11 protein-coding genes are annotated in these 14,594 nt (G+C 53.0%); 6 read left to right on the top strand and 5 right to left on the bottom strand.

The annotated features are described in order from the left end of the window. Nucleotides 1–36: 36 nt before the first annotated feature. The 3 genes from HU175_RS09070 (at nt 37) to HU175_RS09060 (ending at nt 5,505) form a co-directional block, all read left to right on the top strand. Entirely contained in the window at nt 37–2,382 is a 2,346-nt protein-coding gene (locus HU175_RS09070) for a glycoside hydrolase family 20 protein (protein WP_176566287.1), read from the top strand. A gap of 87 nt (nt 2,383–2,469) precedes the next feature. After that, nucleotides 2,470–3,921, top strand: a complete 1,452-nt coding sequence (locus tag HU175_RS09065) for an APC family permease (RefSeq protein WP_176566286.1) — start codon at nt 2,470–2,472, stop codon at nt 3,919–3,921. Nucleotides 3,922–4,158: 237 nt separating this feature from the next. Then, complete coding sequence (locus HU175_RS09060) at nt 4,159–5,505, top strand: peptidoglycan DD-metalloendopeptidase family protein (protein ID WP_176566285.1); 1,347 nt, start codon at nt 4,159–4,161, stop codon at nt 5,503–5,505. A 397-nt stretch (nt 5,506–5,902) separates the two neighbouring features. Here the strand turns inward: HU175_RS09060 and HU175_RS09055 are convergent, their stop codons facing one another. The 4 genes from HU175_RS09055 to atpA form a co-directional block, all read right to left on the bottom strand. Then, nucleotides 5,903–6,472: a DUF4136 domain-containing protein gene (locus HU175_RS09055; protein ID WP_176566284.1), complete on the bottom strand. Its 570-nt coding sequence runs from the start codon at nt 6,470–6,472 to the stop codon at nt 5,903–5,905. A 213-nt stretch (nt 6,473–6,685) separates the two neighbouring features. Continuing rightward, nucleotides 6,686–6,853 (bottom strand): hypothetical protein, encoded by a 168-nt coding sequence (locus tag HU175_RS09050; RefSeq protein WP_176566283.1) that lies wholly within the window; start codon nt 6,851–6,853, stop codon nt 6,686–6,688. A gap of 17 nt (nt 6,854–6,870) precedes the next feature. Beyond that, nucleotides 6,871–7,770 carry an ATP synthase F1 subunit gamma gene (gene atpG, locus HU175_RS09045; RefSeq protein ID WP_176566282.1) on the bottom strand — a complete coding sequence of 300 codons (900 nt, stop codon included), beginning with the start codon at nt 7,768–7,770 and terminating at the stop codon, nt 6,871–6,873. A 70-nt stretch (nt 7,771–7,840) separates the two neighbouring features. Continuing rightward, nucleotides 7,841–9,415: a F0F1 ATP synthase subunit alpha gene (gene atpA / locus HU175_RS09040; RefSeq protein WP_176566281.1), complete on the bottom strand. Its 1,575-nt coding sequence runs from the start codon at nt 9,413–9,415 to the stop codon at nt 7,841–7,843. Nucleotides 9,416–9,801: 386 nt separating this feature from the next. Between atpA and HU175_RS09035 the strand changes: the two genes are divergently transcribed. The 3 genes from HU175_RS09035 to HU175_RS09025 all read left to right on the top strand — a co-directional run bounded on the left by HU175_RS09035 (nt 9,802) and on the right by HU175_RS09025 (nt 13,147). Then, nucleotides 9,802–10,599, top strand: a complete 798-nt coding sequence (locus HU175_RS09035; protein WP_176566280.1) for an FKBP-type peptidyl-prolyl cis-trans isomerase — start codon at nt 9,802–9,804, stop codon at nt 10,597–10,599. 113 nt (nt 10,600–10,712) lie between these two features. Next, nucleotides 10,713–12,812 carry a carboxy terminal-processing peptidase gene (locus tag HU175_RS09030; protein ID WP_176566279.1) on the top strand — a complete coding sequence of 700 codons (2,100 nt, stop codon included), beginning with the start codon at nt 10,713–10,715 and terminating at the stop codon, nt 12,810–12,812. Between the two features lie 95 nt (nt 12,813–12,907). After that, entirely contained in the window at nt 12,908–13,147 is a 240-nt protein-coding gene (locus HU175_RS09025; RefSeq protein ID WP_176566278.1) for a hypothetical protein, read from the top strand. Between the two features lie 11 nt (nt 13,148–13,158). Here the strand turns inward: HU175_RS09025 and HU175_RS09020 are convergent, their stop codons facing one another. Beyond that, on the bottom strand, nt 13,159–14,565 hold the full coding sequence (locus HU175_RS09020) for an MATE family efflux transporter (RefSeq protein WP_176566277.1): 1,407 nt from the start codon (nt 14,563–14,565) through the stop codon (nt 13,159–13,161). Nucleotides 14,566–14,594: the final 29 nt, after the last annotated feature.

Genomic DNA, 14,594 nt, shown 5'->3' with positions numbered 1-14,594 from the left:
GGCCGGACAGTCCGGGTCAGCATTAGCCGTCACGTTATGCACGCTCGTCTTTTCTTTCTATTTCTGCTCTGCTGTACTTTCTCCGGTCAGAGCCAGTCGGCCAGTCAATACGCGATCATTCCGCGCCCTGCCCAGCTCGAACCCCGTTCCGGCGCTTTCATGCTGACCCGGAATACGGTAATATTGGTTCCGTTCGCCCAGAAAACGGCCAAAGCCGTAGCCGATACGTTCGCTCATCAACTCAATCGAACCAGTGGGCTTGGTATTCCTGTGCGGGACGCGGGGTCGGGGCAGGTAGCAGACAGTCAGATTCGCTTCCAGCCAGTTACTGACACTGCCCTGGGTAAAGAAGGATACCGGCTCGACGTAACGGAAAAACAGCTTATAATCGAGGCAGCAGGCCCCGAGGGCTTTTTCTACGCTGTTCAGACGCTCTACCAGCTCCTTCCTCCGGCTGTTTTGGGAAATACCCTGGCTATCGGTACAAACCTGCTGCCGGGTTGGCGCATACCGGCCTGCCGCATTCAGGATCAGCCGCGTTACGTGTACCGGGGCATGCACCTGGATGTCAGTCGTCACTTTTTCCCGGTGTCGTTCATCAAGCGATATATCGACCTGATGGCGCTGCATAAGTTCAACAACTTCCACTGGCACCTCACCGACGACCAGGGCTGGCGAATTGAAATCAAGAAGTATCCAAAACTCACGCAGGTTGGCGCGCAACGACGCGAAACCCTGATTGGTCATTATGACGACTATGACCCGCAGGTCTTTGATGGCAAACCCTATGGCGGTTTTTACACCCAGGACGACGTACGGGAAGTGGTTCGGTACGCGGCAAGCAAGTTTATCAACGTAGTACCCGAAATCGAAATGCCAGGACACGCGCTGGCGGCTCTGGCGGCATACCCCGAGCTGGCCTGCGCCCCAGGCCCGTATCAAACAGCAACGAAATGGGGCGTTTTCAATGACGTTTTTTGCCCCACCGAAAAAACGTTTTCGCTGCTGGAAGACGTACTGATTGAAGTAATGGCGCTCTTTCCCAGCCAGTACATTCACATCGGCGGTGACGAATGCCCTAAAGTGGTCTGGAAGAAAAGTGCGTTTTGCCAACAGTTGATGAAGCGCCATAAACTGAAGAACGAGAATCAACTACAAAGCTGGTTCATTACCCGCATCGATAAATTCGTAACCAGCAAAGGACGACGGGTTATCGGCTGGGACGAAATTCTGGAGGGGGGGCTCTCACCCAACGCGACGGTGATGAGTTGGCGCGGCACCAAAGGCGGTATGGAAGCAGCACGCCAGCACCACGATGTCATCATGACACCCGGGCAGTTTTGTTACTTAGACCATTACCAGGGCGATCCGGGTCAGGAACCACTGGCTTTTGGTGGGTCATTGCCGTTATCAATGGTGTATTCCTATAATCCGACACCCGTCGACATGCCAGCCGACGAAGCCCGGCATATTCTGGGTACGCAGGGTAATGTCTGGACGGAGTACCTGGCCAGTCCGAACGAGGTGGAGTACGCCGTCTGGCCCCGGGCGGCTGCCCTGGCCGAAGTAGCCTGGACCGCGCCCAGCCTCAAAAATTATGACGAGTTCAAAAAGCGGCTGCTAGCCCATTTCGACCGTCTGTCGGCCCTTCGGGTCAACTTCGCCCGAACAATCCTGGACGTAACGCCGTCGGCGAAACCAACCGCTGACGGCAACGTACTGGTCACACTGACCGCCGATTCGCTGGCACCCGTCATTCGGTACACGACTGATGGAAGCGTTCCTTCAAGCGAGTCAGCCCGGTACGAGAAGCCATTCCCACTCAACCAGTCGACAACCGTTCGGGCTGCTACGTTCCGGGATAAGACCCCGTTGAGCCAGCTGGCTAAAGTTCAGAAAGAATACCTGATTTCCCTGGCAACCGGCAAGCCCTATACGTTGCTTTATCCGGCAACTACGGGACGTCCGGACAAAGCGGGTATGCTCACCGACGGAACCGTTGCCAGCATGGGTGGTTACGAAGTGGCTGATGTCGTTTCGTTCGCCGGTGATTTCGGGGCCATTATCGATCTGGGGAAAACCCAGCCGGTAAAAACCGTATTGGTTGGCTTTCTCAAGTACACCGCCAAAAACACCTGCCTGCCCAAACTGGTTGACATCGCGGTTTCGGACGACGGCAAGACGTTTCGTTCGGTCCTGGCCACCAATACCAACGCGGCCGAGGGAGGGAAACGCGCCATTGTCCGACTTCCGTTCGAGTTCAACCCGACAAATGCCCGTTATGTTCGGATCATTGCCCGGAATGTAGGTAACGTACCGGCTGGGTTACGGTATCCCGGCCGGAAAGCACAGCTTATGGTCGATGAGATCGAAGTCCGGTAAGCAAGCCGGGAGTCCACCAAACTTTATTTGCAATTCTAGCCGTTCGGATGCTTATTGGCGTATTGTTCCTCTAAATCGCCAAATGCTGTGCAAGCAACCCTGGAAGAAAAAACAGAGTTTAAACGTTCCTTAAGCCTCCTCGATTCAACGCTCATCGTTTCCGGAACCATGATTGGCTCCGGAGTATTTATCGTCTCGGCCGACATGGCCCGCAACCTGGGTTCGTCGGGCTGGTTACTGGCCCTGTGGGTCTTAACGGGTATATTGACTATAGCGGCTGCACTAAGTTACGGCGAGCTGGCGGGCATGATGCCCAAAGCCGGTGGTCAGTATATTTACATCCAGCGCGCCTTCGGTCCGCTCACGGGTTTTGTCTACGGCTGGACCGTTTTTACCGTTATTCAGACCGGTACCATTGCCGCTGTGGCTGTTGCTTTTACAAAATACACGGCGGTATTTTTTCCCGCCTTAGGCCCGGAAAACGTCTTACTGACGCTCGGCCCCGTCAAAATTACCCTGGGCTCCCTGTTTGCCATTGGCAGCCTGGTGCTGCTTACCTGGCTCAACAGCCGGGGTGTTCAGAGCGGGAAACTAATCCAGAACGTTTTTACCTCAACAAAAATCATTGCTCTGGTCGGGCTGATCGTTATCGGGATTACGCTCGGTCTGAAAACAGGCCTGCTATCGACCAACCTCACCGATGCCTGGGCAGCTACCAGTACGGCGGCCGATGGTTCGGTTATGCCGCTGGCCGGGGTTGCACTTCTGCTGGCCTTTGGTACGTCGATGGTCGGCTCACTGTTCTCCGCTGATTCCTGGAACAACGTTACGTTCATTGCGGGGGAAATCGAAAACCCACGCCGGAACATTCCACTGGCGCTGTTCCTCGGCACGTTTCTGGTTACGACAATTTATTTCCTGGCGAACATCTCCTACCTCTCTCTCCTGCCGCTGAAAGGCTCTCCCGAGGCAACAGATATTCTGGGACGGGGAATTCAGTTTGCGGAAGCTGACCGGGTTGCTACGGCTGCGGTGTCAACCATTTTCGGGAACGTAGCCGTTGCCATTATGGCTGGTCTCATCATGATATCGACCTTCGGCTGCAACAACGGCCTGATTCTGGCGGGTGCCCGGCTGTATTACGCGATGGCGCAGGATGGCTTGTTTCTAAAGCAGGCGTCCCACCTGAACAAGAACGCCGTACCGGGCCGGGCGTTGTGGCTGCAGTGCCTCTGGGCATCGCTGCTTTGCCTGTCGGGCACCTACGGCGACCTGCTCGACTATTGCACGTTTACGTCTCTCTGCTTTTACATCGTCACGATTGGTGGATTGTTTGTGCTGCGTCGGAAAGAGCCAGACGCCGAGCGGCCGTACCGCGCTTTTGGCTATCCGATCATTCCAGCCCTCTACATGCTGGCCGGCCTGACTATCTGCGGCATCCTGCTGTATACCAAGACATTCAACACGGGTATGGGTCTGCTGATTGCCGGACTGGGCATTCCTGTCTATTTCCTGACTACACGCGGCCAGCGGGCTTAACCTCCACTGATACGTAAATTTCGTCTATGCCCTGATTTGCAGCACAAACTGTAAATCAGGGCATAACTATTTTAGGACCTCGGTCGTTTTTTATGTAGCTCTCCTATTGCCGAAGCACATAACAATGACATCGGCTTTTAGGCTATTTTAGACAGGATTACAGGATTTTAACCCATCGAAATTCTGTCTAAAAAATTATTCATTTTCTCAACGATCCAGCAGTATTTATCACCCTATATGCCTGACAAACTTTTCTGTCGATTACTCCTAATTAGTGGCCTGATTGCTTTTTTAAACGCCTGTACGGGTATTGGACCCGCCACCACCTTATTCCGTTCCACATCGCCCCACGAGCAATACGGCCAGTCGCTGAAAGATGCGAAACTTGCTAAAACAGCGCTCGGTACCGACTGGCTTGCGGCCAGCGAACGTGCTCTCCGCGACTCGCTCAGAATTACCGTACCGTATCGGGAGAGCGGTTATTTCACCGCCGAGAAAGCCTTTGCGGTTGGCTACCGGCTCAGCGCCCAGCGTGGCGACAAACTTATGATTAACGTCGAAACGTTGGGCAACCGCGAAGCACAGGTCTTTATCGACGTGTTCAGCCTTGATGAACGGGGCCGAACCTCGCTGTTGGCATCCTCCAAAGCCGATACCAACGTTCTGGCCTGGGAACCCCGCCGTACACAAACGTATCTAATCCGGGTGCAGCCCGAGTTACTGCGCAGTGGTCAGTTCACCATATCCGTTACGCGCGAGCCTGCCCTTAGCTTCCCGGTAAAAGGACGGGACAGCCGTCAGATAAGCAGTGTTTTCGGCGTTGCGCGCGACGGCGGTCGGCGTCGGCACGAAGGAGTAGACATTTTTGCCCCCCGCGGTACACCCGCTGTGGCGTCCGTCAACGGAATAATCTCCAGCGTAGGAACAAATCGGTTGGGAGGTAACGTAGTTTTCCTGTCCGACAATGAGCGGAATATCCGATTGTACTATGCCCACCTTGACCGCTGGAACGTCACAAACGGGCAGCGCGTAGCCATTGGAGACACAGTTGGCTTTGTCGGTAATACCGGGAATGCCCGCACAACAGGGCCTCACCTGCATTTTGGGATTTACGAATTTGGCGGAGGGGCAACCGATCCGTTACCGTTTATCCGGCTGGGACGTGGACCGGCCCGGCAGGGCTTGTTGGCCGAAAACCGATTGGGTACATCGGCGCGAGTTTCAGCCAATCGGTCGGTCGTACGCATCGCTCCCGGCAGCAATGCGGCTGTTATTCGGGAGTTGCCACGGGCAGCGGCCCTTCAAATCATTGGCGGGACGAATGCCTGGCCGCGCGTTGAATTACCCGACGGATTGACCGGTTATGTGGCTACGGCCACGCTGGAATCAGCCACCCGCCCTCTGCGGCAGCAGACCCTGACGACAACCCGGAATTTACTGGACGAAGCGAACCCGACAGCAGCTACAAAGGCAACCCTTCCCGTGGGGGCAACCGTCGATGTACTGGGCGGATTCGGCCTGTTTGAGCTGATTCGAAAAGCGGATGGTACAACCGGCTGGCTAGCCAAGCAGACAGCGCCGTAGGCTTCACTTATCACAATTCCCCTTAGTTGGAACTTGGCCAGCCATCGTCAGATTCAAGTTATTAATGATACGAGTACGTAGTCGAAGATGCGGCTTCGAGCGTATCACAATCTTTCAGGCGCTCTTCTAAAATTTTAATTTTTTGATCCTTTTGGAAAAGGTTTCGGCGCAGGTCAATGGCCTGATCCTGCAAGTGCTGACTACGATTATGTGATACATTTAGCAAACCAGTAACACCTAACACAAGTACGAATACTATAGTCAGACATGAGTAAACAAGTTGTCGATTTGCTGGCGACGTTTCCATGGGTAACCAACAAATTAATAAAAATATATGACCATAAAAAAAGGCCTGCATACCGTTGGGTACGCAGGCCTTTTTCAATTATAAAGCTAACTACCGAGCCGCGCCGTAATCCTGTCCAGCGCTTTCGGGGAAGTTTTTCATGATGCTGGTCACCGTTTCGCGGAACGCCTGATCGCGATCACGCTCTTTGTTCTTATTGTTCAACTGACCCGTTGCCCAGCCCTGCCAGACGATGTCGTTCGAACGCGCATCAATCACGTTGATAACAACCCGGTTCTCCTCATACTGACGGGAATACACGTTGTTGCCCATACCGCCATACCACCAGGAATAAGGCGAGTACATGCCGTTTGACTGCACCTGCTGACGGTCTTTTGAATCCATGAAAAACCGGACTACCAGGTCAGCTTCACCTTGCGTTACAGGTTTGTAGCCACGAGCTTTCAGCGATGCATCCAGCGCATCAGCAATTCGACGCTGATTCAGGTTACTGCCCACGATGGGGTCAGCGTTACGTTGGCGGTCAGCTTCGATCCGATAGGTCGAGAACTGACGCACGTTCACTTTAGGATCATAGTCGTATTTAACCGTAATAGCGGGGGCGCAGGACGCCAGCGTACCGACGATAAACAGACTGCTAATTATGCGGTTGAGTTTCATGTGTTTATGTAAGCATTTTAGGATCAAACCGAATAGGTAACGCTCTGAAATCACCCATTCGTATACACCAAATAAATAACCGAATGATAGCCCTGTTGGTTCCTGTTTTAAAGGGCAATTTCTACTAAATCAACAAAGTCAATTCACTGACAATCAACCACAAAACTCTAAAAACCAAGCACTATATAAGTAACGTCAGATCACTATAAACTATTACCGATTCAGCACCAAATTAATCATTTTTAACAGCTTTTCGCTGGCGGTATAACGCGCTACCAAGCTAGCCGTTTTACCAGACTTTTGCAATTCTATACGCGGCTGACTCAGCGAATGATGCAGGCAAAACAAAAAAACCACCATCAGCCTGATGGTGGTTTTCAATTGTCTTTCGAGAATTATTAGGCTGCGCTGGCCAGGGCTTCGGCACCACCCACAATTTCGAGAATCTCGGTCGTGATGGCCGCCTGGCGAGTCCGGTTGTATACCAGACGCAGTGCTTTCAGCAATTCGCCGGCATTATCGGTAGCCTTATCCATAGCCGTCATCCGGGCGCCGTGTTCAGCCGCGTTGGAATCAAGCACCGCTTTGTACAGCTGAATTTTCAGCGTTTTTGGGATCAGCTCGGTGATAATTTCTTCCTCCGATGGTTCGAAGATGTAATTCATCGCTGAGCTGGCGGCAGCTTGGTTCACTGGCGTCGAACTGGCCGATACGATAGGTAGCATCTGCTCGGTCTGAACGATCTGAACAGCCGCGTTTTTGAATTCGTTGTATACGAGTTCGACTACGTCGTAGCTACCGCTTACAAAGCCAGCCATGGCCTCTTCAGCGGCCAGCCGTACGTTCGCAAAACTCAGCGAGCCAAACGTATCGACATAAGTCGTGTTGACCTTAAAGCCACGGCGCTGGAAAGCTTCCGCGCCTTTCTTGCCGATGGCCATGATCTCAACATTACCCGACCGCGCCTGCGACGCGTATTTTTCTTCGATCAGCGACAGGGCGGCTTTGATCGCGTTTGTGTTGAACGCACCGCACAGACCACGATCGGAGGTAACGACAATAAGCAACACCCGGTCGATGCTCCGGACGTGTTTATACGGACTCTCCTGAGCCGTTTCTGCCCCTGCCGAAACCGTACTCAGCATCTGGCCCAGTTTCTGCGCGTATGGCCGCAATTGCGTGATATTATCCTGCGCCCGGCGCAGCTTGGCAGCCGCCACCATTTTCATGGCTTTGGTGATCTGCTGCGTCGAGTTGATCGACGAAATGCGGGCGCGTACTTCTTTAAGGCTTGCCATTCGTGGTTGTTGGTTGTGGATTATCCGTCAGCCAGCTCGTTCACTGGCCGACGGGTACCGAACCTTATTCTTAGTAGTTTGCCGACAGATCAGCCGCTACTTTTTTCAGTGTAGCGGTGGATTCGTCGGTTAGTTTACCGGCACGCAGATCGCTCAGTACAGAAGGATACTGGGCGCTCAGCACCATGCCAAACTCACTTTCAAATGCTTTCACTTTGTTGACCGGCACTTTATCCAGCAGACCGTTGGTCGATGCGTAGATAATAGCTACCTGCTGCTCAACGGGTACCGGCGAGTACTGAGGCTGTTTCAACATCTCCTGGTTCCGGCGACCGCGTTCGATCGTCAGTTTAGTTGATGCATCCAGGTCAGAACCGAACTTCGCGAAGGCTTCCAGCTCCCGGAACTGCGCCTGATCGAGTTTCAGCGTACCAGCTACCTTTTTCATTGACTTGATCTGGGCGTTACCACCTACGCGCGATACCGAGATACCTACGTTGATGGCCGGACGGATACCCGCGTTGAACAGGTTCGACTCCAGGAAGATCTGACCGTCGGTGATCGAGATTACGTTCGTTGGAATGTAGGCCGATACGTCACCCGCCTGCGTTTCGATGATTGGGAGAGCGGTCAGTGAACCACCACCTTTCACCTTGTCTTTCAGGCTTGGGGGCAGGTCGTTCATGTTCTTGGCGATCTCGTCGTTTGAGTTGATCTTGGCCGCCCGCTCCAGCAGACGGCTGTGCAGGTAGAATACGTCTCCTGGATACGCTTCCCGTCCTGGTGGGCGACGCAGCAGCAGCGACACTTCACGGTAAGCTACCGCCTGTTTCGACAGATCGTCGTACACGACCAGCGCCGGGCGCCCCGTGTCACGGAAGTATTCACCGATGGCAGCCCCCGTAAATGGCGCGAAGAACTGCATTGGCGATGGATCGGATGCGTTAGCGGCTACGATAACTGTGTAGTCCATAGCACCGGCTTTGCGCAGCGTAGCTTCAACCTGCTTAACGGTCGACGCTTTCTGCCCGCAGGCCACGTAGATACAGTAAACGGGCTCGCCTTTGTCGAAGAATTCTTTCTGGTTGATGATCGTATCGATAGCCACAGCGGTTTTACCCGTCTGACGGTCACCGATGATCAGCTCCCGCTGGCCACGGCCGATGGGAATCATGGCGTCGATAGCCTTGATACCTGTCTGCATAGGCTCCGTTACGGGCTGACGGAAGATTACACCCGGTGCTTTACGCTCCATCGGCATCTGGAACAGCTCGCCCTGGATTGGGCCCATGCCATCGATTGGCTGCCCCAGCGTATTCACTACGCGGCCCAGGATACCTTCACCCACATTCACGTAGGCAATCTGGTCAGTACGTTTTACGGTATCGCCTTCTTTGACATCAGAGTAATCGCCGAGCAATACAGCTCCTACGTTGTCCTCTTCCAGGTTCAGGGCCATAGCCTGAAGCCCGTTGTCAAACGACAGCAATTCACCGGCCTGCACTTTAGACAAGCCGTAGATACGCGCTACGCCATCGCCGATTTGCAGTACCGTACCGACTTCTTCGAGTTCAGCCTCGGTCTGGGTGCCAGCCAGTTGCTGGCGCAGAATGGCAGATATCTCGTCGGGTCTTACGGATTCCATATGTTTATAACGATTTTAAACGATTGATTTTAGGCCGCAAAGGTACGATTAAAATTGGATAAAATTTTGTTTACCACCCGAATAAGGTGAGGATTTTTCACTTTTTAATGAACGGAACATTACTCATATCTGCCGCTAAAAAAGCGGAAGCGCCATTCATCAAAATTTGTTCGGCTTCACGCTTATCAAATGCGAATCAATGGCATGGTTTTGTTAGGTTTAACAGCAGAAAATGCGGCAACTCTTTTTCACTTCGTTGTAATCCTCAGTATTCGCCCGCATTTGACAAAATTTTACCACAATCCAGCTTTGCCAAACTTTTCTGCTATCTATTCACGTTTTATCAATAAACTAACTTTAGTATCTTTTTCTCGTTTTTTGTTCGCATGAAGTTCAACCAATGGACGCTGGCTGGAGTCACCTCAGCCGTTTTGATAGCCGGTACTGTTTCGGGCCAGGTAAAAAAGCCCGCTGTAACCAAACCAACCTCGGCAGCCCGTTCCACAGCGGCTAAGCCAGCCGCTCCAGCAATTGCCAGCCGCTCAGCAACCGGCACAACTATTAAATCATCGCAGGATTCAATCAGTTACAGCATCGGTCTGTTCATGGCGCAGAACCTAAAGCAACAGGGCATGACTGATCTGAACAACGCTCTGTTGACAAAAGGCCTGGAAGATGCTTTGTCTGGTCAGAAAACGCAGATATCCATGGACCAGGCAGGTCAGCTTTTACAGGCTTACTCGCAGAAGCAATACGCGGCACGTAATGAAGAACTGATGAAAGCCTCCGTCGAAAACAAAAAAGTTGGAACGGCTTTCCTGAACGAAAATAAAGCGAAAGCGGGTGTGGTAACCACCGCCAGTGGTCTGCAGTATTCGGTTGAGAAAGAAGGAACCGGCGCTAAACCAACCGCTTCGGATCGGGTTAAGGTACATTACACGGGCAAACTGCTCGACGGAAAAGTATTCGATAGTTCAGTCGAACGGGGACAACCTGCCGAATTCGGCGTTGGTGAAGTGATCAAAGGCTGGACAGAAGCACTGCAGCTCATGCCTGTCGGCTCCAAATGGAAATTGTATATTCCGTCGGATCTGGCTTACGGCGATCGGGGGGCAGGTCAGGACATCAAACCCGGCTCAACGCTGGTGTTTGACGTAGAATTGCTTGATATTGTTAAACAATAAAGAGCGAAAGAGCGAATGAGTGAAAGAGCGATTTCCAATCGCCATAAGGCTTGACAACTGTAGGTCGCTCTTTCACTCATTCACTCTTTCGCCATTAACTCTGGGTAGTGTAGATGAAGAAATATCTGGTGACCCTAGTACCCGTGCTGATGCTGAGTTTTCAGCCGGACCTGCCGTCGGACGGTGCTCCCGTACGGACGGTATCTTCCTCCCTTTCGGTGACGGATGAACTGAAGCCTTCTGTGTCGCAGGAGAAAGTAGAAACGGTGGTAGCCAAACTCCTGACCACCTACCACTACCGGAAAGTACGCCTGAACGATTCGCTGTCGTCGGTCGTATGGGATAACTACCTGAAGGAAGTTGACAACAGCAAAACGTACCTGCTGGCTTCCGACGTAGCATCGTTCGAGAAATACCGGTATCAGATCGACGATGCGCTGGTGAACGGCGACCTCACAGCTGCCTATGATCTGTACAACGTATTCCGCAAACGGTTTGAGGAACGTAGTGCATTCATTAAGGAGCAGCTGAAAAAGCCATTCACGTTTACGGCCGACGAAACGTTTAACACGGATCGGGAGAAAGCAACCTGGCCTAAAAACATTGAGGAACAGAACGAACTGTGGCGCAAGATCCTGAAAAATCAGGCGTTGGAGTTAAAACTTGGCAACCGTACCGACAGCGCCGTAACGGCCACTATGACACAGCGGTACGCCAATCTGGACAAAGCTATCAACCGGATCAAGAGTCCGGAGGTGTTTCAGCTCTATATGAACTCGTTCGCCGAAGCACTTGACCCGCACACCAATTACCTCTCGCCCTCCAATGCTGATCGGTTCAATCAGGAAATGAGCCAGTCGCTGGAAGGTATCGGGGCGATGCTGCAGGAAGACGGTGATTATATTAAGATCACGAACGTACTGCCCGGTGGTCCGGCGTTTAAGAGCAATCTGCTGAAAACGAATGACAAGATTGCTGGTGTAGCACAGGGCGACAACGGTCCCATGGTGAATACCATGAACTGGCAGGTCGACGAAGTGGTGAAGCTGATTAAAGGGCCCAAAGGCACTGTAGTACGTCTGCACATTGTTTCGCCCGATGCAATTGCCGGCGCCCCACCGAAAGAAATCCGATTGGTGCGGGAGAAAATCAAGTTGGAAGAATCACGGGCCAAAAAGGAAGTTATTGAAGTAACCGACAATGGCAAACCGGTAAAAATCGGCGTGATTAACATTCCTATGTTCTACCGCGATTTCGAAGGTGCCCGTAAGCACGAAGACGGATTCAGCAGCACGACCAGCGACGTTCGGAAGTTTATCGAAGAACTGAAAACCGAAAAAGTGGCGGGTATTGTGATCGACCTGCGCGACAATGGCGGTGGTTCGCTGACCGAAGCCATTGACCTGACGGGTCTGTTCATTCCGAAAGGCCCCGTTGTTCAGGTGAAAGAATCGTCGGGCCAAACGGAGGTGTACTCGGACAAAGACGGCGGCAGTGTGGTGTATTCGGGCCCAATGGCCGTTCTGGTTAACCGGTTCAGCGCTTCGGCATCGGAGATTTTTGCAGCCGCTATTCAGGATTATAAACGGGGGGTTATCGTTGGCGGACAGACGTTCGGCAAAGGTACCGTGCAAACCCTGATCGATCTGAACAGCTTCCTGCCAAAAGAGCCGGAAAAACTGGGTCAGGTAAAAATGACGATCCAGAAATTCTACCGGATCAACGGCAGCAGCACCCAGCACCGGGGCGTAACGCCGGATATTCAGCTGCCTTCAGCTTTCTCGGCGGAAGAATACGGTGAAAGTTCGCAGAAAAGTGCGCTTCCCTGGGATCAGATCACCTCGACCCGCTACGAGCTTTCGTCCAGTCTGAACGATAAGATCCTAGGCAAACTCCGCGACCGTTTCGATCAGCGGCTGAAATCGGATCCCGAACTGAAACAGCTGGCACAGGACCTGGCCGACTTCAAGAAGGCCAAGGAAAACACGGTTGTATCGCTCCAGGAATCGAAACGCCGGAAAGAACGCGAAGAAGCCGAACGGAAACGGGCAGCGGCCAATAAAGTATCGCAGATGTCGTCGGCTCAGACGGACGACAGTGATCCAGCTACGGCCGACGCTACGAAGAAAGACGCCAGTAAGAAAAAGAAAGATCCGTACCTGAACGAGGCTGGTCTGATTCTGGCTGATTACATCCTCGCTGTTAACAAATAAGCGACGAGCGTATAGGTCAAATAAAGATGCGAAAGGCCGCCCAGCAAACTGTTGGGCGGCCTTTCGCGTTTTACGTGCTAAACGAAATTTAGATTATGTGGTATTTTCTGATCCGCCAGGACGCCATTGAGCCTATACAATATCGGCAGCTTCAACAACGGGTTAATCAGACCGAAGTCGAGCTCTTCAACGAACCCTACGGAACCTGGTACGTATTCACCGTTGAGAAAGAGGAATACAGTACGTTCATGGACCACCTGGACCGCGAAGGCATCAGCTACGAACTGGCTGCGGATCGACCCACGCGGGAAGAACTGCTGGAACGAATGCGTTGATTCCGAAGCGTTTACGCCGGTAACGTAGCGTCGTGGCTGACCGACGAAGTTGATCTGCCGATCGCAACAGGAACGTGCCGTACCTGCCGAAAAAAGCGCCAGGTCAGCAGAATAGCCGCTATGGTCAGTCCCATCAGTAAGCCAATCCATACGCCAATCGCATCAAGTCCGAACGGAATACTCAGGACATAGCTAAGCGGTAAGGCAACTCCCCAGTACGAGAACAGGGTGATCAGGGTCGGTACGTTGACATCCGACAGGCCCCGAAGTGCGCCAACGCCTACCACCTGAATTCCGTCAGAGAGTTGAAAAACACCAGCCATCAGAACCAGCGTAGCGGCAATCGAGGCCACGGCCGGATTGTCGCGAATGTACAGCGACACCAGCCACTCGTTCGCTGTCAGGAAAAGTACGGCGGCCAGGCTCATGAGGCTGACCGACAGCAGCCAGGCGGCTACGCCAGCCCGTCGGGCGTCAGGCTGGCTACCCCGCCCTACAGCGGCTCCTACGCGAATGGCGGCTGCTGACGAGATACCGGTCGCCATCATGTACGTCACCGAAGCCGCATTAATCGCAATCTGGTGAGCGGCCAGTTGATTCTCGCCCAGCCAGCCGACAATAACGACCGCCAACGAGAACGTAGCCACTTCGAAGAAGAACGTCAGACCGCCCGGCACCCCCAGCTTCAGGATCGTTCCAATGTCCTCCCGGATTGATACCACAGCCGTTGATACAGCCTTCAGGAATGGCCGGAACCGCGCCGACCGGTAAATGTACACCAGCATGGCAACGGCCATATAGATACGGGATAACAACGTAGCGTAAGCTGATCCCATCAGGCCCAGCGTCGGAAACGGACCGGTGCCCGTAATCAATACGTAGTTGAAAAGCGCGTTCAGCACCAGGGCCGATAGCGTAATGGCCATGGCTACGCGCGGGAACCGAAGGCCATCGGCCAGCTGACGAGCAGCAACAAATACCAGTAGTGGCAGTAGCGACAGGCTCAGGATAATCATAAACTCCCGCGCCTGCCCGGTAATTTCGGCCGACTGACCAAACAGATCAAACTTATAGGCCAGTAAGACAGACAGACTGCCAAACAGGATGCTAAACAATAAGGATGCCCATAGCCCCGCCCGAAAATAACGGTTGACGCCGGACAGATCCTGACGGCTGTTTGCCTGCGCGACCAGCGACGCTACAACCGACAAACCGCCCACGCCAACGCTCGACATCAGAAACGACAGCGAAGTTGCCAGACCGGCCGCCCCCAGCGGAACGGCCCCTAACAAACGCCCTACGAACAGATTATCGGTCACTCCCATCAGAATCACCCCCAGTTGGGCAATCACAATGGGCACGCTCAGGCGCAGGGTATCGATGAGTTCGGATCGATAGGCGCGTAAAAACTGAAACATATACTGCTGAAATTAGTATTATTCTATAA

This window comes from Spirosoma sp. KUDC1026 (assembly GCF_013375035.1).
GTDB lineage: Bacteria > Bacteroidota > Bacteroidia > Cytophagales > Spirosomataceae > Spirosoma.
This window is presented reverse-complemented; position numbering and strand designations above follow the sequence as displayed.